Annotated in this window: 19 protein-coding genes and 2 pseudogenes; 5 read left to right on the forward strand and 16 right to left on the reverse strand. The window is 37.8% G+C overall.

From position 1 onward, the window contains the following. Nucleotides 1–84: 84 nt before the first annotated feature. Nucleotides 85–1,383: an ABC transporter substrate-binding protein gene (locus ACFVS1_RS23175; protein ID WP_387550971.1), complete on the reverse strand. Its 1,299-nt coding sequence runs from the start codon at nt 1,381–1,383 to the stop codon at nt 85–87. A 424-nt stretch (nt 1,384–1,807) separates the two neighbouring features. On the opposite strand from ACFVS1_RS23175, the pseudogene ACFVS1_RS23180 reads away from it, so the two are divergent. Next, nucleotides 1,808–2,600, forward strand: a pseudogene (locus ACFVS1_RS23180) (putative hydro-lyase). Between the two features lie 241 nt (nt 2,601–2,841). Here the strand turns inward: ACFVS1_RS23180 and ACFVS1_RS23185 are convergent. The 8 genes from ACFVS1_RS23185 to ACFVS1_RS23220 form a co-directional block, all read right to left on the reverse strand. Continuing rightward, on the reverse strand, nt 2,842–3,150 hold the full coding sequence (locus tag ACFVS1_RS23185; RefSeq protein WP_387551103.1) for an excalibur calcium-binding domain-containing protein: 309 nt from the start codon (nt 3,148–3,150) through the stop codon (nt 2,842–2,844). 318 nt (nt 3,151–3,468) lie between these two features. After that, nucleotides 3,469–4,575, reverse strand: a complete 1,107-nt coding sequence (locus tag ACFVS1_RS23190; protein WP_387550974.1) for a Ger(x)C family spore germination protein — start codon at nt 4,573–4,575, stop codon at nt 3,469–3,471. Then, a complete protein-coding gene (locus ACFVS1_RS23195; protein WP_387551106.1) occupies nt 4,572–5,630 on the reverse strand; it encodes a GerAB/ArcD/ProY family transporter in 1,059 nt (352 codons plus the stop codon). Before ACFVS1_RS23195 ends, ACFVS1_RS23190 begins: the two co-directional genes overlap by 4 nt. 30 nt (nt 5,631–5,660) lie before the next feature. Next, nucleotides 5,661–7,025 (reverse strand): spore germination protein, encoded by a 1,365-nt coding sequence (locus tag ACFVS1_RS23200; RefSeq protein ID WP_387550976.1) that lies wholly within the window; start codon nt 7,023–7,025, stop codon nt 5,661–5,663. Between the two features lie 825 nt (nt 7,026–7,850). Further along, nucleotides 7,851–7,982, reverse strand: coding sequence for a hypothetical protein (locus tag ACFVS1_RS23205; protein WP_286676073.1), 132 nt, complete (start codon nt 7,980–7,982; stop codon nt 7,851–7,853). Nucleotides 7,983–8,402: 420 nt separating this feature from the next. After that, nucleotides 8,403–9,029, reverse strand: coding sequence for a hypothetical protein (locus tag ACFVS1_RS23210; protein ID WP_387550979.1), 627 nt, complete (start codon nt 9,027–9,029; stop codon nt 8,403–8,405). Continuing rightward, on the reverse strand, nt 9,013–9,501 hold the full coding sequence (locus ACFVS1_RS23215) for a hypothetical protein (protein ID WP_387550982.1): 489 nt from the start codon (nt 9,499–9,501) through the stop codon (nt 9,013–9,015). The genes ACFVS1_RS23210 and ACFVS1_RS23215 overlap by 17 nt, the downstream gene beginning before the upstream one ends. A 603-nt stretch (nt 9,502–10,104) precedes the next feature. Beyond that, nucleotides 10,105–10,503, reverse strand: coding sequence for a JAB domain-containing protein (locus tag ACFVS1_RS23220; protein ID WP_387550984.1), 399 nt, complete (start codon nt 10,501–10,503; stop codon nt 10,105–10,107). Nucleotides 10,504–11,723: 1,220 nt separating this feature from the next. Here ACFVS1_RS23220 and ACFVS1_RS23225 point away from each other — a divergent pair. Together ACFVS1_RS23225 and hpaB are read left to right on the forward strand one after the other, a co-directional pair. After that, nucleotides 11,724–11,837, forward strand: a pseudogene (locus tag ACFVS1_RS23225) (YjcZ family sporulation protein); the annotation flags it as partial. A gap of 285 nt (nt 11,838–12,122) precedes the next feature. Continuing rightward, entirely contained in the window at nt 12,123–13,568 is a 1,446-nt protein-coding gene (gene hpaB / locus ACFVS1_RS23230; RefSeq protein WP_387550987.1) for a 4-hydroxyphenylacetate 3-monooxygenase, oxygenase component, read from the forward strand. A gap of 162 nt (nt 13,569–13,730) precedes the next feature. Here the strand turns inward: hpaB and ACFVS1_RS23235 are convergent, their stop codons facing one another. The 6 genes from ACFVS1_RS23235 to ACFVS1_RS23260 all read right to left on the reverse strand — a co-directional run bounded on the left by ACFVS1_RS23235 (nt 13,731) and on the right by ACFVS1_RS23260 (nt 17,924). Continuing rightward, entirely contained in the window at nt 13,731–13,862 is a 132-nt protein-coding gene (locus ACFVS1_RS23235) for a hypothetical protein (protein WP_387550990.1), read from the reverse strand. Nucleotides 13,863–14,234: 372 nt separating this feature from the next. Beyond that, complete coding sequence (locus ACFVS1_RS23240) at nt 14,235–14,798, reverse strand: hypothetical protein (protein WP_387550993.1); 564 nt, start codon at nt 14,796–14,798, stop codon at nt 14,235–14,237. 397 nt (nt 14,799–15,195) lie between these two features. Beyond that, complete coding sequence (locus ACFVS1_RS23245; RefSeq protein ID WP_387550996.1) at nt 15,196–15,846, reverse strand: hypothetical protein; 651 nt, start codon at nt 15,844–15,846, stop codon at nt 15,196–15,198. Between the two features lie 51 nt (nt 15,847–15,897). Next, nucleotides 15,898–16,095, reverse strand: a complete 198-nt coding sequence (locus ACFVS1_RS23250; RefSeq protein WP_387550999.1) for a hypothetical protein — start codon at nt 16,093–16,095, stop codon at nt 15,898–15,900. 358 nt (nt 16,096–16,453) lie between these two features. Further along, on the reverse strand, nt 16,454–17,023 hold the full coding sequence (locus ACFVS1_RS23255; RefSeq protein ID WP_387551002.1) for a TIR domain-containing protein: 570 nt from the start codon (nt 17,021–17,023) through the stop codon (nt 16,454–16,456). A gap of 46 nt (nt 17,024–17,069) precedes the next feature. Further along, on the reverse strand, nt 17,070–17,924 hold the full coding sequence (locus tag ACFVS1_RS23260; protein ID WP_387551005.1) for a macro domain-containing protein: 855 nt from the start codon (nt 17,922–17,924) through the stop codon (nt 17,070–17,072). Between the two features lie 707 nt (nt 17,925–18,631). On the opposite strand from ACFVS1_RS23260, the gene ACFVS1_RS23265 reads away from it, so the two are divergent. Both ACFVS1_RS23265 and ACFVS1_RS23270 read left to right on the forward strand, forming a co-directional pair. After that, nucleotides 18,632–19,288, forward strand: coding sequence for a hypothetical protein (locus ACFVS1_RS23265; RefSeq protein ID WP_387551008.1), 657 nt, complete (start codon nt 18,632–18,634; stop codon nt 19,286–19,288). Between the two features lie 16 nt (nt 19,289–19,304). Next, nucleotides 19,305–19,514 carry a hypothetical protein gene (locus ACFVS1_RS23270; protein ID WP_387551011.1) on the forward strand — a complete coding sequence of 70 codons (210 nt, stop codon included), beginning with the start codon at nt 19,305–19,307 and terminating at the stop codon, nt 19,512–19,514. A 97-nt stretch (nt 19,515–19,611) separates the two neighbouring features. Here the strand turns inward: ACFVS1_RS23270 and ACFVS1_RS23275 are convergent, their stop codons facing one another. Next, on the reverse strand, nt 19,612–20,700 hold the full coding sequence (locus ACFVS1_RS23275; protein ID WP_387551013.1) for a protein rep: 1,089 nt from the start codon (nt 20,698–20,700) through the stop codon (nt 19,612–19,614). Between the last annotated feature and the right edge of the window lie 68 nt (nt 20,701–20,768).

A 20,768-nucleotide genomic window follows, 5' to 3' on the forward strand; every position in this document is an offset into this window, starting at 1 on the left:
CTGATTACAGAAAGAAGAGAAGTCCGCTGACTTCCCTTCCTTTCTAGATATTTTATTTATTCTCCTGAATTTTGCTGTTATCTGTTACTTTTCGCTTTTCTTTACATCTTTTTCCGCCTTTTTTAAAGCCTGTTCCGGTGAAATCTTGCCCTGAATGGCATTGTCGATGATTGGATCCACAATGCTCTTATAGTCCGGATATTTCACTGGTACCGTGTGGAATGGCGTGTCTTTCAAGTTATTAACAGCACTCTCGTATACCATTTTACCGTCGCCTTCAAGCCCGTCGACTACGCTATCTGCGGCATTTTTGTTTGCCACATTGTCAAAGTTCTTTTCAGCCCAATACTTCTGTACCTTATCACTTGTCAGATATTCGATAAACTTGGCGGCTTCCTTAGGATGGTCAGAACCCTTCGGCACTTCCATGACAAAGCCTCCTCCTTCATTCCAGTTGCGGCCTCCTTCTTTGAAAGCAGGAATCGGAGCTATACCGAAGTTTATATCTGTTTTAGAATCGCGAATTTGCGTATAGAAATTTGCGGTATCAGTCCAAATTGCAACCTTTCCAGAAATAAAAGGATTGGTTTGTCCGTTGCCGAATTCGGCTTCAAATGCCTGAATATTTTTTTGGCCAAGGCGTTTCTGCCAACCAGCAACCCACTCAAGACCCTCGATTTTATTTGCTGTAGCAAAATTCACCTTGCCATCTTCGAAATACCCCTCGCCATCATCCGCGTTTGACATCCAGCTGCTTGCGCCAAAGCTTCCCCATAACGGGTAGTAGCCGATGCGCTCATAGCTATTTCCCTTTTTCACATCAAGCTTTTTCGCATGCTCTTCAAGCTCATGCCATGTGGTTGGCGGCTTTTCCGGATCCAGTCCTGCTTCCTTGTAAGCATCCTTATTATAGAAAAGCAGGCGGTTATCGGTTATAAACGGAACTCCATACACTTTATTCTGGTATAAGCCCGATTCCCATAGGTTCGGATAAAGCTTATTTTTAAGATTTTCACTCAAATACTTAGTTAGATCTTCTGTTTGTCCATTCTCCGCACGGACCGCCACAGTGAATATATCATTCACAATCACATCGGCAGGATTTCCTGCGGCAACTGCTGCCGTGTTCTTTGTCCAGATATCTCCCCATGGTACGAAGGTGTGCTTTACCTCAATTTGGTCCTGTGACTTGTTAAAGTCAGAAACAATTTTTTCAATAACGGGCTTTCTTGTTTCAGAGCCCCAGAAGGTTTGGAAGTCAAGAACCACTTTCTCATCTTTACTTTCCCCACGGGCGCCTGATCCTGAACCCTCAGAGCAAGCAGATAAGATTAAGCTAAATAATAGAATAAAAATAAAACCGAAACGAAACCCTCTTCCCATCGAACTTTTCCCCCTATTTAAAAACAGTCATATTCATTCAACTTCTTTTACCCCTTCATGAGTCAATCAAACATGTTAAAATTTCCCTTCGACTGATTGCATGGCTACACGGAATTGCGGAGAACTTTGCACTAGTGTGGATCAAAAATCGCTTTCAAAGATTCTTTTACCGGAACGCACGCCGTATTTAAAGAAAGTAAATGAACAGCTTAAAAAAGATAGTTTTACAAATAAAAGATAAAGCTTTTTTAGAATTGATGGTAAGAGAATGCCAAAGGACGGATTCTTACTCCTAATCAGGTGTGTGAAGGCGCACCCAAGCTTAAAATCGAAAGACGAAAGTTATTGGAGGAATTGCAAGCTGTACGATTATGGGAAAAGGGTTGGATGGTTTCTCAAAATAACCTAATTATATTCTAAAGAAATGGAGTTTAATAGCAATGGAGATATTAAACTAGAAGAGCTGCGTTCTCAAATAAGAGAAAATCAATTTACCAGTCCAACTGCCGGATACGCACCCGGGTACACACAGGCAAATCTCGTCATTTTACCGACGGATTTAGCTTATGATTTTTTATTATTTTGCCAGAGAAATCCCAAATTTTGTCCGCTGATTGAGGTTACGGAAAGTGGCTCACCGATTCCTAAGATTACTACACCAAATGCAGATCTGCGCTATGACCTTCCGAAGTATTTCATTTATAAAAAAGGAGAACTTGTCGATGAAGTGAGTGATATCGGGGATTATTGGCAGGATGATTTTGTTTCCTTTTTAATCGGCTGCAGCTTCACCTTTGAAAATCCGCTTATTGATAATGGACTTACGATTCGACATATTGAAGAAAAACGGAATGTACCGATGTATGTCACGAACCTTCCTAGAGGCTGGTGTGTTCCATGGGAATACGGTTGTCAGTATGCGTCCTTTTTTACCAAACGACGTAATTCGAGCTGTCGAAGTGACATCAAGATTTCCGTCTGTTCATGGTTCACCGATTCATATTGGCAACCCTGAAGAGATTGGAATCCAACATATTGCAAAACCGAATTTTGGTGATGCCGTGACAGTAAAGGAAGGCGAGATTCCTGTGTTTTGGGCTTGTGGTGTGACACCGCAGTCTATTGCGATATCCAGTAAACCTGAAATTATGATTACACATGCACCTGGTCATATGTTTATTACGGATGTGAGGGAGAGTAGTTATTCCATTTTGTAAACTAAGTCTTATTGAGAATATTTGTTATTAAGAAAATATCATTAAATAGACCAAATTAATATTAAGATATCGCGGGATAAATGGAACCAAGAGGGATAGGACGCGGGAAATAGTAGTAAAATAAAACAAAGCGAACCGGAAAAGCCCTGTCACTTATTTGGCAGGGTCTTTTTCGTGCCTATTTTATCAAATAGATTTCGATTCCAGGGAGCTTTCAACGAATCGGTGTACACATTACCTTTTATCGTTCACAAGCGTAATTATCTTTATCTCGGTCCATCTTCGCTTGATAAGCAGGATGGTCTGCTGGTACGCCATCTGGATATTTGGTACGTAAATCTGTGCAGTTCTGGAAGAACTCTGCTTCCGGTTCTGGTTCTGTTCCTGGTTCTGGAGTTGGAGCAGGTGCCGGTTTAGGCGCTGGCTTCGGTGCTACTGGCTTTGGTACTGGCTTTGGTGTTACTTTCTCTGGAGAATTAAAACCGTGCTCTTGGTCTACATGAGCATATCCGGGAATACTCCATACGCCAATCCTTTTATTACGAGCGATATCTTGCGCTTTATGGAACTGATCGAATTATGGGTGTCCCTCTACCAGTTGTATGGGAAACACTTTGCCCAAACCACTCACTAGAAATACTAGTAAAGAGCAATGAGACAAGTACAGAATGTTGCAGAAACCCCCAGTCACCGCCGACACCCTTGCCTTTAGCTAATAGTTCGCATATCCCACCGCCCCTAGCGGACTTTCACCGCCTAATTAATGAATATGCCTGGCACACCAAAAACGGCATAACCGTTGCATGCCGTCCATTTGTATAAAACTCTTGTATAAATCCGTAAAGCGCCAGCGGTATTTCACGCACCATTAGTACATCGTTCCAGTCCCACTAAGTGTTAGGTCTGTTTTGACCTTAAATTCTATAGTTGGATATAGGTTTTCCCACTTTTTCACTTCTTTTTCTGATACCCCTTGTTTAGCTTGATACATCAAGCCCAGACCCAACGGATCAGCTCCCATTTTTTGAATGTTTTTCAACGTTCCTTCTACTCTCTTATTGATAACCTCGGCAGCCAGCTTTTGATCTTCTAGCAGTTCATAATTATTTTCCAGCTTTTTTTCGGAGGCTTCAATACTTCCTTCAATTTTCAAATTCACCTGGACATAGGATTTTTTTCGCTTAGGAATCACCAGATTAATCTTTGTTTTAAATCGGTCTACATTGACAAAAAACTCATTATCCCCATGCCTGACATTAATTTGGCCTTTGCGGCTTGTATTTAAGAGTTCATTAAGGACTCTGGTTTCATCTTTATTCAGTTCACCAATTAATTTTTCTCCTTTTATTAAAGCTACCTTATTAATAACGTAAGTATCTTCCAATGGTTCAATAACAGGGAGGTATGGATCGATTCCGTCCTCTCTTAACCTCATATAATAATCATTAAGAATTTCAGATACTATGTAAGGAGAGGTATTGGTGGTTTGATCAAAGGATAAATTGAGAGCGTTTCCCGCTACTCTTTCTGATTTAAATCTTACTCTAAGGACCATCTCGGCAGTTGGTTTACCAATCGCCATGTAGGAAATCCCCTGGATGTCCCTCCTTCGCATGAACCAGTTAAGAACTTCAGCTTGGTGACTTTTTAAAATATATCTATCAAAAATAAGTACCCGGCAATGGCCAAAATCAAAATCCTTGTCTACCTTGGATTTCATGACCCGTACTGCTTCAGCAATAGAATCTGCATTTTCTGAAATAATCTGGAATTTAGCATTTCCCGGCTGAACCTGTGCAGAGGGAATCGATAATTTCAGGGAAACATGGAAGGGTTTCTTAGGATCATTGGACTTATCTACACCCATAGAAACCACAAAGAAGCGCTTATCTATATCCTTAAACGCACAACCTGCTAACATTCCCACAAGTGCAAGGACAGCACATAAGATTAATAAGGAATCTTTCTTTTTCATGTTTTTTTCCTCCTCAAGGAAAGTAGAAAAACAACCATAACTAATACCACTTCAACAGGCAGCCGTAAGTTAAACCAGTATTTTGCGTACCCGAAAAACTCCCTTTGGTTCACGGATTCTTGAAAATAGACACTCAGGAATCCAATAATAGAAAGAAAGGTTAATGTAAATAAGCGCATGCCAGTCTTTCTATCTTGTATACCAAAGGCACCTTTCATTAGCTCAAGGCCAACATTCCAGGTGACTATACCAAAGAGCATCGTTACCAGCATGAATACAAAAACTAATACAAAACTGGTTCGTTCAATAAACCCATATTGCATTCTTAATGAATCTGACGTAACCATCCATGGAAAGACAAAATCACCCATGGATTGAATCCCTAAAAATCCAAAAGGTATAAGATACGTAAAGGCAAGTATCAAAGAACCGAGTACGGGAATTATCCAAAAATATTTAAGGATCTCCTTTGCTTGGACATTTCTGTTAATAATCGCCAAATTGATGTATCCAGTAAATATATAACTGGCTGCTGCAATAGAGCTGTAGTTAGGCATTTGCCAGGTGAATTGTAGAATTCTCTTAATATGTACAGGGTAAAAATAATCACTTGATAGTGTTTTGAAGATAATAAAGCCTACGAATGGAAGAGCGGCCAGCATGGTAATTTCAGTTTTATACAAAATAGATTGAGTATTTCGGGTTGCTCCAAATATAAGCAAGAGAATAAGAAAACCCGAAATGATTCTTAGATCCATTTCCGGATTCAGATAGAGCTTAATAACATAGCTAAACGAATTTACAGCAAGGGTGCCGGCTGCTAGCCACATTAACGATAAAAAAAATAAAAAAGGAACTCTGATATATCCCGGCATTACCTCTTTAAATATTTCCGGCAGGCCCTGATATGGAAATCTGCCCATACCCTTTGTAAAAAGATAAGCCAACAGGGTGCCAAGGGGGATACTTATGAGAATGGATGTAATCGACCCATTGAAACGGTTTTGTATCAAAACCATGGGAACGTTGAGAATGATATTTAATGACATATTCATTAAGATAATGTAATAGTAATAACGTGCCAACTAACTCCGTTCTCCCTTCGTTTCCTCGCTTATTTTCTCTATTCTCTTAGAGGATCCCCAATATATTCTTAAAAAAGGTGTACCAAAGCTTCGTGTGTCAGTGAGGTAACAAACTATAATGATAATCCCCGCTAATAAACCCATTATTCCGAAAAAACTGGCCAGTAAGATCAAAGGATAGCGTGCGACCCGCACTGCAAAACTCATTGAATTAACGGGAATGGTAAAATTGGCAATGGCTACGAAGGCGGTAATGATAATCATGATTGAGCTGACAAGCTGTGCCTGCTGAGCAGCCTGGCCAAGTATTAATCCGCCAACTGTTGTGGCAGTCGGTCCAATTGTTTTCGGAAGCCTCAGGCTAGATTCAATAAGCATTTCTACCGCCAAAAGCATAAATATGACTTCAAAAAAAGATGGGTAAGGCACGCCTGCACGGCTGCCAGCAATCGTAGCCGCCAGCTGGGACCTTAGGATCTCAGGGTTATAGGAGGTCAGTGCCACATACAAAGCTGGAAGAATGAGCGTAATGATCAGCCCCATATACCGAATCAAAATCATTAACCTGCTCACCCAAAAAGTATGAGATGTGTCATCCATTGCAGATATAAAATCAAAAAATACTACCGGAACAATTAAACCAAAAGGCGTCCCATGCAGGAGAATTGCTATTTTTCCTTGCGCAAGATTTAAAGCAATCCGATCTGGTCTTTGTGTGTCCATCATGGTCGGAAAGAGATTGTGTCTATTCTTAGTTAAAGCATTCTGAAGCTCGCCGATGGCTTGAATCATATCCATTTTAAGTTCTGGGATTTTCTTCTTTAGATCCCTTAGCACATCATGATCGACCAGGTCCCGATCATACATAATGGCAATGGGTGTTTTAGACACCGTTCCGACTGATTGATGCTCCACCATAAGGCTTAAAGCGGGATAGCGGGTTCTTATTAAATTAACATTTGTGCTTAAGTCTTCACTTAACGCCTTTTGCGGACCCAGAACAGACATTTCCACGTTTGCGTCCTGCGGCTGGTCATTGGTGGCCTTCATAATGCGATACGAGTAAACGGCATCCCCTAAAAAAATGAGCAGATATCCATCTATTAATAATGATGAAAGTTTGTCACCGGTACTGACCTTTTTACATGTTGGAAGAGATAAAAGATGTAATAAATATCTGCTTTCTTTATCACATAAAAGCAAAGGTTCTATTACATCCTTCCTTATCTTTTGTTCATCACTCAGACTTTCGAGATATACTAGATAGATTTCCTTTTTGTAATATTCAAACTGGTGGACAATCAAATCTCTGTTATCATTAAATTCTTCTTTTAAGGTGCTGATGACCTCTTTTTGCTTTACCATAGCTCTTTCACACCTTCATAATTGATTTCATTCCGATAGTATTTGTAAAAAAAAATGTTTAATACGTTATTACAGATATCACTGTTAGTTGTTGACCTAAAACATAAAAAAAGGGCGTGACTCCAGTTTATTTTCAGAATCATGCCCTAAATACTTTTGCTTTTCAAGCTGCAATTCCCGCCTGAGCAGGTAAAAATTGCTTACTGTTCACTGCAAAAACTTGTCCAGAAACGAAAACCTCAAAAGCATTTCGTGTATCGCATCTTTCCCACATGCGGTAACCGGCCTCCTATTTAATCGCTTGTTACTTTCTCCTTTCAGGCCAAGGTCAGCTTCCCCGCTAGAAGTTTTTCTTGGACTCTGAGCAGTAGCTGATTTACTATACAAGTATCCATACCAGTTTGAGCATTTCTTCAATTTACCATTAGTTTCCTTATAGTATGGCTTGAACCCAACATAGCCTTTATCACCTTTTTTAAGTTTAAAAGAATATGTACTAGAGTCACTAGTACTATTAACCCAAGTGAAACCAGCGTTTGCCTTAATAGCAGATTTTTCTAAATAAAAGATGGTTTCAATTAGCCAGTAACTCTAGGACAAAAGGAAACTATCTTATATTTATAGAGATTACTTTTAACATTATATATTCTATCGAGGTGTATGGTCTTAAATATGACCTTCTTTTTCGAGTGATAACTCAATAAAGAGAACTGATGTCGATATATCAGTTCTCTAGTTAAAATTATTTTCTATATTCTTTATTTGTTATATGAGAAGAAGTTTATAGTGGAATCAAAAAAAATCAGTCCCTACTGAACCTTCCCATTATTCATTCTTATCATAATTCTCTTGGTTATTCTTTTCTGAAATTCGTCTTTGATTGGCTTTCGTCTTAGCATTCACATGGTTTGCATCATTTGGTTTATTTTTTTTAGATCCTCTTGCATCATTACTCATACTTATTCACCTCCCGTGGCAGCTTATATACGTATGTTAGCTTACTCTTGCCTCCAAATTTTATACGCCTCACCTGGATGTAGCACATCGCTAACTAGCAAAAAGACATTCCGTACAGACCGTGGACAACATTATTTCAATCACACAAAACGAGCAAACCCGTTTAGAGTCCGCTCTTGTAATGATTCAAAAATATCCCCATCAAAACCTATATCCCTTCGATGCTCAAATTCAATTGCGCCCTATTCACTACGTGAAAACCGAAAGAGGTACCTTATAAATGAATTCAGAAGTAGACGCGTTACAAATACTCGCTTAATCGCAGGATTTCATCACCCTTGAACCTCAGTGCAAAAGATCTTTAATAAAAGGATAGTTGTAACTATCCTTTCTCTGTGCCTGATTTTTTTTAACCGCTTATCAAAAGTAATCCTCAAAGTTCAATAAAATGGCCTTCATGGCTTGGCTTGAGTTTCCCTTTTCTTTAATCCTTTGCAGAAAGTCCATGAACAAAATCACCAGTAAATCCTCGACCTTCAACTCTTCATCCATCAAGAATGGGGAAATGTCATGCAGAAATACCTCACCCCGGTAAATCTCCGACTCCTTTATTCGAAGGGTAATCTCAGCTCGTTTTTCTTCTGAGGTCACCTCGATTTCTTCTTCCCTTTGCTCGAAAGAGAAAAGGGTGGTCGTCACCTGCTTCAATACCCTCTTTTCAATCATCGGTCGCTCCAGGAATTTTTTCTTGGAAGAAATCAAAAAAGGACAGAGCTGTTCATATTTGGCCCCCTTTTTCACTTGTTCCAGAAAATCGAAATATAAAAGGGCAATAAGGTGATACAAACTTAGGTTTTGCGGAGCCTCTTCAAACAAATCCTTCATGTCTTCGACGAATACCTCCCCCCTTAAAAATTCATAATAAGGTACCTCGATTTGCAGATATCGATATTTTGACAAGAAGTAATCAAAAAAACTCTTTTTTTCCTTTGTCCCATAAAACAGCTTGTTCGATAAAAGGTTAAATTGACTATAGGATTTCTTCAATGGAACCCCCTCTTTCTAACCAGGCAACGGTATGATGGATCATGCAAAAGGCAACCCTCCGATCTGACAGGTCCTGTAAGATGGCGACTCCATGCAATCCCCCCCTTTCGCCGTATTCCGTTTCCAGCAAGTAGGTGTGCATATATTCCTTCGTGTCCGTATAGTCCATTGCATAATTCACATCCTTCCACCTAGTCAAACCGAACCTTAGCAATAAGGTATTGCAGGCCGTTTGCGTCAAGGATTTTCCCGTATTTTGCTTATATATCGGATTTAACGTTTTGCACAACGTCCGGAGCTTGACCTTCATGACATAATCGACAGGGAACTTAATGTCATGCTGCTTGTCCTTCCTGACTTTCCTCACCGACGTTATTTGGTGCGAAGGACCTCCGGCAGATGTTTTTTGAATAGCTTTTGGTTTTGGATCCTTTTTCTTCATTTCCTCGAAAAAAGGGTTCAATGATGACATCCCTTCCCTCCTCTCCCCTCTCATTCTGTAAAAATGGGAACATACCTTAGGGTCACTTTGCCAGTTTTCCACTTTACTAACAATATAGTGGGGAAGGGGTCACTTTAGAACCGGGGAATGTATGAGCTTCCTTTACCATGGCGATACTATTTAGCAAGAATATTAAATTGCGAGGGATATATATGATGAAAAAGAACAAAAAGGATACGGAGATAAAGAAGCAGTTTGCGAAATTAATGGAACAGGCGGGTAAAAAGGCCGGAGGAAAAATTGTAAAGGTAAAGATAAAGTAAGAAAAAAGCGAAGGACTGACATTCTGACTTTTATTACAAGCGTAGAATATTTACTCAGCAAATTGTTCCTTCTACCCGAAGGCGCTACTGTAAGTTTAGAGGTTGCATCAATCAACCGTCAAGCAGGCTCGATGCCTGCTCTTAATCGAGAAAAAACGGATGTTTTTTCACCATGCGTGAATGCCACCAGCTGACGATTCAGCCGGTGTGCCTCCATTTATTGGTTGTTTCCTTCATTGCTTTTCCCAAGGGACTCAGTCCCTTGAGAAAATAAGGGAGAACGCCCCCCTCTTGCTCGTCTTTCTTCTTATTAAAAATACCCCTTTTCTTTTAAGCTAACATACTTACCCGTATGGGAAACAATCAAATGGTCTAAAACTTCAATCCCTATAATTTTCCCTGCTTCCGCCAATCGCTTTGTGACTTCAATGTCTTCCATACTCGGGGTTGGGTCACCCGATGGGTGCTGATGGCTGACAATAACGGAAGCCGCGTTGTTTAAAATGGCGCATTTCAGCACATCTCTAGGATGGACGACACTCGCATTTAGGCTTCCCACATGCGCCCGATGAAGACCTACCACATGATTTTTCGTGTTGAGCATCAAGACAAGAAAAACTTCCCTGTCCTCGTTTGCGATTTGCGCTGCGGCTAATTCTCGGGCATCTTCTGGATTGCGAATTTGAAAGGCCACAAACGGCTCAACCATTTCCCTGATTTCCTGCTTGATTCATACCACTTCAAAAATTGGGGTTAAATCCATTTTCAAAACTCCTTTTCATTTTATTTTTATTTGTTGCCCTTTTGTTATTTTCTCTGGTGAGTTTTTTTCCCTATTTTCATTTGCCTTGCGAAGCAAATTAGTTCCCCAAAGGGGGATTATTTTTCCCCTTTGACATGTAGAACGAAAAACACGCATAGGCAATCGGTCAAGGGATTAAGCACAAAAAGTTTTTGATGTTGCGATAGCGCCCCTAATCAAAAAGTTTTTTGCCCCTTGATCGATTGACTGGCCGTCTTGGCTTCCTGCCGGAAAGGTTCGGGTGTCCTACCGGCTGGGAGGTTAGCCGGCCTGCGCTGTTTTACGATTCGGAAGGCAAAGGAAAAAAATAAAAAAAGCAGCCGGGTGGCTGACCTTTTATTCTATTAATCCTTAATCCCTTAACCTTATGGCTTCCGGCTCGTTCGGTATGGCGGCGTAAGCCGTAAATGATACAGGAACCTACGGAATGTAGGCGAGGCATGAGCCGTACAGTTCGTCGTTATCGAATCATTTAATGCCGAAGCGACACGTACAGAATGTCAGGAAGGGGGTTCTTTCCTTCTGTACAGTCTGTAGTGCAACCGCACGAAATAGGTTCACAATGCTCTACATAACATATCTTTTATAATCTTGTCCCTTTGAAAGAGCGAAAGTAGGAAAATAAACCTACACTATCCCTTTGTGAAACCCGATTATCAGTATTATGTAAACTAAACACTGATAGTAAATCTGGCTTGTTTTATCAAATTTATGTAGTGAAGACACTTATGAAAGATAAAGTATTTTGAGTGATTAGTAGCCCTTAAATTGTTATATTAATTACTCGTATGTATCCAAAATTACGAATATCCATTTTTTACTCTTTCCTCTACTTTTCTTTTATTCCATCAAAACCGTTCGTAAAAGTGTATGTAAAATCACAAACGTTCATAAAGTGTTTTATATCTTTAACGAACGTTAAAACATGATGATTTTGCATAAAAAATAACCGTTCGTAAAAGTATACTTTTATGAAAGGTAGCAACAATGCTATACCCCCATTTCGGAAATTTTTTTTATCCTATGAACAGAGATGGAGACTATTGTGTCATTTTCCTAATTAGAGCATAAGGTGATATTACCCATTTAATTAGTATCCTCCTTAAAAACAATTAAGGAGATGTCTTATGTCAGGTTGTGAATCAAGGTGTGACGGCGGTTTTGGATTTGGTGGAGGTTTCGCCTTTATAGTCGTTTTGTTTATACTCTTAATCATTGTTGGAGCTAGCTTTGTTGGTGGTGGCTGCGGCTACGGAGGCGGTTACGGATATGGCGCCTGTTGTTAAAAATAGGATGAAAAAAGCCGACCTTTATTGGTCGGCTTCTTCAACTAATCTGCTCCGATAGTTGAACAAAAAATAGAGCAGACATAGAGATGTCTGCTCAAGTTGGTGGTTTTTTTAGATTTAGTCATTAAGCTCAACAATGAGCTTTAGAGGTTAAAACCACCAACATCTTCTCCTACAACCACAACGCCCGAATCCACCGAATCCACAGCGATCGCGATCATAAGGAGACGGTAGAACATGAGTATCATAAATGGTAAGGAATTTATTGAACGTTTAAATAAAATGAAAAATGAAATTTGGTTTGATGGTGTAAATATCAAAGGGGCAATTTCAGACCATCCTGCCTTTAAAGGAATTCTTAAGTCAAAGGCTTCCCTTTATGATTTGCAAAATTCTCAGGATCTAAAAAATGAGATGACTTTCTTTTCTTCAGAAAACGAAAATCCTATTGGACTATCTTACTTACAACCCAAAACGAAAGAGGATTTAAAAAGAAGAAGAAAAATGATTGAACATTGGGCAAGACAAACGCATGGAATGATGGGAAGAAGTCCTGACTATATGAATACGGTTGTAATGAGTTTTGCCTCTTCCGCCAATGTTTTAAGTGGTAGGAAAAATTGTTTTCCTGAAAACATTCAATCTTTATATGAAAGAGCAATGAAACATGATTTATCATTTACACATACCTTTATTACTCCGCAAGTGAATCGTTCACAAGTCTATTTGGGCTTTTCCAATGAGCCAATTTCCGCTAAGGTGATAGATCGAAATGAAAAAGGATTGGTTATCAAAGGTGCCCGCTTACTTGCCACTCAAGGTGGTTTAACGGATGAAGTTTTAGTTATTTCTGCACCAAGATTGTTTTTGGATCCTAGCGAGGCGTTCGCCTTTTCCATTCCATCTAATACGAAAGGGTTAAAATTTTTTTGCAGGGAATCCTTTGTGGGGGGAGAATCTTCGTTTAATTATCCGTTAAGTTCAAAATATGAAGAAATGGACTCAATCGTCGTCTTTGACAATGTTTTAGTTCCATGGGACCGCGTATTTTATTACGATAATGTAGATGCAGCGACAGATTTCCTTGTTGAAAGCTCTTTTTACCAATTTGCCTATCATCAAGTCATAACCAGACAAATAGTAAAAGCTGAATTTTTACTTGGAGTTGCTCAACTTCTTGTCGAGACAATTAATGTTGGAGAGTATCAACATATACATGAAAAACTCTCCGAAATCATCATCGGTCTTGAAACCATGAAAGCACTTTTAGAGAAATCAGAAAATGATGCAGAATTGGATGAATGGGGATCTATGCGTCCTAGTATTATTCCATTACAAGTGGCTAGTAACATCTTTCCTAAAATTTATCCCCGTTTCAGCGAAATTATACAAATAATTGGTGCTAGCGGCATGATATCAATACCAACGGAAAGCGCGTTTGATTCCGAAATTCGTTCAGAACTCGACCAATATCTTCAAGCGGATGGTATGAATGCCGAAGACCGTGTGAAACTTTTCCGTTTGGCATGGGATCTTACGATGAGTTCGTTTGGTACAAGGCAAACCCAATATGAAAGATACTTTTTTGGTGATCCTATTCGATTATCCAGTAATTTATACAAAAACTATATAAAAGATAAACACGTTGAAGAAATTAGAGGATTATTGAATCTAAAAAATTAAGAGTGTCTTATCAAATTGTCAATGCAGTATCCTCCAATTATAAATTCACAAACCAAAACCTTCACCATTTCCAACACGAAACAGGCGTTTCTACTACTGTAGAAACACGCCTGTTTTACAGATACTTCTTTTCATTGTTATAGACGGCTTTATCAGCAAATCTTAATACGGGTAGTGATGGTATGGATAGTGTGGGTGCGGATAGCCTGGAGCTCCAAAACCAAGTCCTGGTCCATAACCAAATCCTGATCCTGGTCCACCTAAACCAACCCTCTCATTATAGGCATTATTCATACAAACTTCATCTTCCTCATTTCATTTACATTAGAGCATATGCATTTGGGTAAAAGTTCTTGGGTATTTGTCTTGAATTTTAGAATTTAAAGGACATATGCCTCATCCAACAGATAAAATGAACTTTTCATTCAAAACTATTAGTCTGTATTAAATCAATTCACCACTCAATTGAAATTATCCAAACCGTACTCTTTTTCAACTAACCTGCCCCGTTAGTTCCATTAGAAAAAGTTGCCTTAAAAACAGCTCTGATTTTCAGCTAACGCACTCGTTCGTATAAAAATGACGATCCTTCCTGAATTAAACAATTCTGATACTTGGAATAATATAAAAAAAAGCCCTTCTCACACGATAGGGGCTTTTTTGTTATTAATATTCACTTACAGAATAACTTTTGTATGATAACTTGTTGTTTTCAAAAACCATATAAGCATATATGTCAGTGGTGTCACTGTAACGGCTCCAGGTATAATCTTTTTCGGTAATACCGCCAGAAGTATATGTTGAATCTAATTTCATATATTCACCAGTGATAGATACCATTTGATTATAAGTCATTCCTTTTTTTACATTCGTATATTCATTGAAAGTTATACCATTTTTAATGGGAGTAAAGAAATATCCTTTGGCTGTTTTTGTATACTTGACCCACTTTGTTCCTACTTTATCATAATCTACAAATGTTACTGTGGCATATGAAAAGTTTTTATTTGTTGCATATGGAGTTAACGTTACAGCTTTAGTTGTTTTTGCATTAATTGTATTACCTTTATAATCTTGAACCTTATAGGTAGTACCTACTAAGGCGCTCTTATAGAAAGTTGAACCGATCGGCTTTGTTACTGTTGCAGCTTCTCCTTTATTTGCTCCAACTCCTGCCAGTAATCCTAGAGCTAATACTCCTACAGTTAATGCCTTTGCTAGTTTTTTCATCTTAATTTCTCCCCCAACCCGTTAATTCTTATGAATTTATATGTACATTTGTAGAATACCAAATCTTTTTCAATGGGTCTATGACTTTTCGTAGAGAACGGGTATTTACAATATCCATCTTAGGCGGCCTTCTTAAAGAACTAACGCACAAAGTCGACAGCTGTTTTTTGTATATATTTTAGCAACAATATATAGTGTTCTTTTTTCGGAAATACAACTAAATATGCTAATAATTAAGAAGATAAAAACCCCTTTTTCACCAACAACTTTTTGAAAAAGGGGTTTGTCTACACTCTGAGACGTTCCTTTAAATATTATATATTACCATAATAGCATGACTAAAACAAAAATCTATGTCGTTATTCTGCCCAAAATGTTCCACTTGTCTTTCAAGGATTTAAATGTCTGTATCTGGTACGCTTGCTGTTTTTCTCCTACCTGAAACTCCCCTCTTTGATAAACGCATTTCAATGTGATTGGTCGCTAAATATAATTCCTTATAAATCGCTTTCAACTTAGAAGATAACTCTTCATTACTCAAATCTTTTAAATCTCTAATTAAGAAATCAAGAGATTCTGCGGCTTTATTTAAGTCCTCGATTGCTCCAGGATGTACATTTTTTGGATTAGCACCCATTACATAATTTAAATAATCAGGTGGCAGAATTGCTTCTGGATTATTTAGCATCTTTTCCTGAGTTCGAGCTAAATTCAGCAATTCCTCTAGAATAACCCCATTTAAATTATTATCATCTTGTGATGTTTTATCTTTAGAGGTTTTATCCTTAGGAATGGAAATATACTCGCTTTCTTGTTTTAGTAACGTTTGAAATTTTGCATCTAAATCGGGCCACCAATTTTCAAAAGTTTTTGTAAGCTTAAGATCATCAAGCACAGTTGATTTCGTAGCTGCGTATATATCCTTAACTAACTTAAGTATATCTGACCTATTATATGACGCATATTGAAATTGAAGTAAAGGGCTTGATGCATCAATATCAGATCCCTTTAAACCAAATAAAAATGGTGTCACAAATGCTGTGTCCATAGATTTTGCTAATGCCCCTGCTTCAAAATTGACCCAAGGTGCATTAATGTTCTATTTCGTTAAACATAAAATACCATAATTTGAGACTTCTAATTCCTGTCCTATGCTAGCGCTCCATCTTGATCCTTTTCTAATATCTTCAGAAGATACATAGGGTTCTAAAGTTTGAATCACTAGTGGTAGCCATTCTTTTAGAATTAGTGCTATATTCTTACTGTATTCTCCTGACCAGCTTAAAAATACCTTCATTTGTGTTTCCTCCAATAAATTTATAGAACCACTTACCATAATTCGACATAAATGAAATAATTCCTTCAATTATCGATATCTTATATTTTGTTGAACCTGAATTTGAGAAAATCTTTGATTTTAATACCATTAGTTAGCTGCAATTGTAGGCTTTCTTGTTTTTCGGAAAGTGAACAATGAAGCTTATAAGCTCTTTTTCTATGCCCAAATAAAAAAAGAGTATGACCAAAAATGTCTAGTAAGTCATACCCTAATTATAAAACATTCACCAGGTAAAACCCATTCCCGGCCTAGTCACCGGGGTTTTTCTAATCTATATTCTAACGAGGTTATTATTCTAAAAATACCCCTAATTGATTCAACAAGGATAAAAATATCTATTAACATCACACTTTGAATTAACCATAAAGTCAGTATTACTCAGAGCTTTTCTTATAAGATCTTTATTATTTGGTATATGGAGAGTTGGAACATTTTTCATAAAATCACGAAAGGCCGGTAAGTTATCCCATAAACCCTTTATGTGCTGTTTAAATTCTTTCGAACTGCAATTTATAATGTCACTCTTATTTTTATATTCCGGATAAACAACGATAACTGGTAGCCCATTTGTAACGATACCATAATTCATTTCTTCCCGTAATGCCCTACTATTTTTGGTTGCTGAACTTAAAAACAAAATAATATTCTTTGAATTATTAAGTCGTTGACGCAGCCTCGGTTTTAATGTCTTTTCCCAATCACTACCATCTCGCACATTATAGGTTTTATCATGTGAGTCTATGAACGGAAAGGTACTATCTGCTGATTTCCAAGCCCTTAATAAATTGTAATATACAAAATCCTTAGTAGCGAAAGCACCCAGTTTACTTTCATTAAATGGTTCACTGACATAAAACGCTGAATAATTACCACTTCTGAATGCCATATCATTCTAATCCCCTTCATATCACAGCAATTATTAAATCCCCTGACTAAATACTATTATTCTCAAATTCTCTTAGCTTATTAAAATCTATGTCTTCTATTTGATTTTCCCTTATAAGAATTTTAACTTTAGACGGTTCTTTGAATTTTACTTTGCTGATTTTAAACGTCCAGAGGATAACTTCGAGTAATTCCTGATTGGTAGCTGTAAAATCCTTATGTCTAGTTATACCTGTTCCTAACAATGGTAGTGCAATCGGATTTTGATTGTATAAAGAATTGGCTTCATCCCAAAATCTTAATAGGCATGTTGCATATTCTGCTAATCTCAAGTTAGCTTCATTTTTTTCATCAAATTTTGAAAATGCAACAAGAAAGTAGTCTTTATCCTGAAAAATACTCCCAAGTTCATACCTTGCTGTCTTTCCACCAAGCCTTCTGCTCACGCCTTCTTCTATTGCTTTCAATCTTGGTTCTTTTGCTACCCTTTTATCAAATGAATTAATTTCTCTAGCAGTTGGATATTTATTTAATAAATAGATTCCATTTAATGATTTTGAAGAAATTATTTTGTCATCTACTTTCGTATCGAAAAACTCATTAAAAGCAATCACTTTATAGCAATCATCCTGTTCGAAAATATCACCAGAAGTAATTTCAATTAATGAACCATCAACATTCAAAGTTATTTCCTTTAGACCTGAGGTAACAATGAAATATCTAATAATATAAATAATGGAGACAATTACTAAAGCAAAAAATAAAAATTTATTATAGCTTACTTCAAAAAACGTTAAAATAGCCATTACCAATGTAAATAATAGACCTGGAACAGCCATTGCTTTTTGCCAAAAACTCCAATTCTTTGACAAATCTTTTATTTTAGAAAATCTTTTTCTCATGATTCTTCCTTCTCATTTCTTAGATAGTTTGGATTGTTCATCGTATAAACTAACAAACTCTACGGTTCAAATATAAATAGGACAACTGTAATGAATGCCTTTTATACTAATACGATTATACCAATAGAACCCAGTTTCATCAATTAACTCCATTAATTTCCTCCTTTTGTTGTAATCCTCATATGCTTTTCTGACGATTATTAAAATCTCTCACCTGTTCATAATGCCTTTCACAAAATATCCTTCCAGATTTCCATTACTCCAATCATATATTGGCTTTAAATAATCGACCTGGGGGAACAAGGCAAAAAACGGCTCTCAAAAAATGCTCCTGAAGTAGCATGAACCTTCTATTAACTAACGCACCCCGTGTCGGGGCATCAGAGATATTTGTGAAGTATGTACGGAAGAGGGCTACGCACCTCTCGATGCAAGCGCAAAAAGGCTTACGCCTCTAAGATCATCGCTACGCGTTAGCACGCGCCTTTATGTAAAAAGATAAGGAGGGCTTACGCGCCTCCCCATTTTAATGTGCGCAAGAGTGCTAACGCCCTCTCTTTTTATGAATTTGGATTGTCTTGCTCAAACCTATCCCCGTCCGGGGCGTTCTTGTGAAAGTAATACACACAGGGAAGGTTTACACCTTCACCCTTTTCGAACCGTCTCGTTTTGAGGCGGTATTTTTAGTTTCAGGAGGAATTTCAAACATGGATTCAATTAATTATGGAATGGCTCTTTCTCAAGCCTTAGAAGGAAACAGTTGTTTAATTTCAAGAACTCATTGTCCACGTGAGATGGAGAGACCAGAAAATTTTTTCACGCTGCACCGATTGGTTTATAAAATCTTGAAGACTCAACCATCAAATCACATTTTAACTGAACAATTATCTGGTGGTTTAATGAAGTACAACGTGAAAAAAGCAATCTTTCAGGTAGCCCAACAGGAGCCGGACGAAAGGATGGTTACGCATTACTATCACTTAATACGTGACCATAAAAACAAGCTTGCAGGACTAAAAAACGATCCTTTCGGCATGCAAATTTTATCGCGTTATCAATCGATTCTTTCTCAGGCTATGGATTGGGAGGATTCCTTCCAAACAGCAGCGTGGTTGTTACGCAACAGTGATATAACAGACCTTTATCAATTTTCTTATCAAAATATCATTCTTGTTCAGCCGCATCTTATATACCGTCAAAATAATACAAATGCCCTTGATTTCTTTTATAGCTTTTGTGAATGGATCGAAAACTTCACAAAGCGAAATGTATATATAGTCGATCACCAGGGATTAGTCAGTAAATACGAAAACAGCAAATTCATTTTTTTCACCAAATTAAACGAACAAACTATAACTTATTAAGAAAGTGGGAAACCTAATGATTATCAGTAACCATGCAATCAAGCGATTCCAAGAAAGAGTAACCGAAGGGACATATGAATTCATCAAGAGCTTCATCCAACGCGAATTAACTCAAAGTGTTTTGCTTTATAGTTTAAACGGTGTCGAAAAGCATTATGTCCGAGGCATCGTTTATATTGTGGAGAAACAGACTGTCATCACATTATACCCCTCTGTAATTGATTAACCTTTTGATTGGTGTGAACCACGGCTACGCCTTGTGGCTCAATGGATATAGCCTGCTGCCATCATCAGAGAAGATGACATAACTTAATTAAAGAAAATTATATTTTTGTATAATTTGCTATTCCAATATTCCATTTGTACATTTGTTCTAACATATTACTTCCGCATGTAGGGCAATTACAATCTTTCGAAACCGAGCCTTCATGAAGATCTATATCATTTATTTGGTCTATTTGGTCGAGCTCAAGCAAATGATTCCAAGTCTCTTTTAAAATTCCCCCGTAAGCAATCATCCTTCGATTCTGTAAAGCTTTATCCAAGGAACCTATGGCTTCTTCAGTTCCATTCTTATCCCCTTCAATCAGGTAACTTCCAGGTTTAATCGGATATTTTGCTGTCTCAACCACAGCAGCTTCTAAAGCTTTCTCCTTTTCAATATCTTTCAACTGATTGAATTCACTTTCTTTGTTTCGTTTCGGCCTGATTTTACGAATATCAACAACAGGTACATATTCTACCCTCAGTGCTTCTTGCCAAAGCTCACTCCACTTTTGCTGACTTATATAATGGCTTCCTGAAAAATAAGACAGTTTCACGGCTAATAAGACATGCAGATGAGGATGATATGTCCAGTCCTCATTGTTCCTGCTTACTTCTAACGCTCTAAACCAACCTGCAACCGAATTTCTAAATACTTTACGTTGTGACAACCTCTGCCATGCCTTGAATAAATTTGTTATTTCTTCGGGAAGTTCACTGCCTCTTACATTTCTCACAGTTAGGGTTAAAAATAACCATTTTACCTTTTGTTGTTTATTCGTTTCATGAGCCACTCTTTTTAATTGTTGGACCAATTTTAAGGAACGCCGCCAAGAACACAGGGGACATAATCTCACTTTACAAAAATAAGCACGTGTTAATTGTTTTTTATGTCCTGACGGGCACTCATTAAAGGTTAGATAATTACCGCAGTCAGAAACCCTTAGCGCCTTTTTCTCTTCTCCGATCTTTTCATAAACTTTAGATAGCTTCAGGGTTTGTTTTTTTCTCCGTGTCCAAGGTTTCTCTTTGCCACTTATCGATGTATCACTAAGGAGTTCATTAGCCATATTCTTTATTACCTCTCGACTTTCTTTAAATTGTCTATTTTCCGTTTTAAAGTAATATCGGCAAATTTTTATAGACATCAATAAAAAAGGAATTCAGAATTCTCAATTCCATTCTGAGGAGGCTCGTTATATCCGGCAGGTTATTC

Source organism: Peribacillus sp. NPDC058075 (genome assembly GCF_042885195.1).
In the GTDB taxonomy this organism is placed as follows: Bacteria; Bacillota; Bacilli; order Bacillales; family DSM-1321; genus Peribacillus.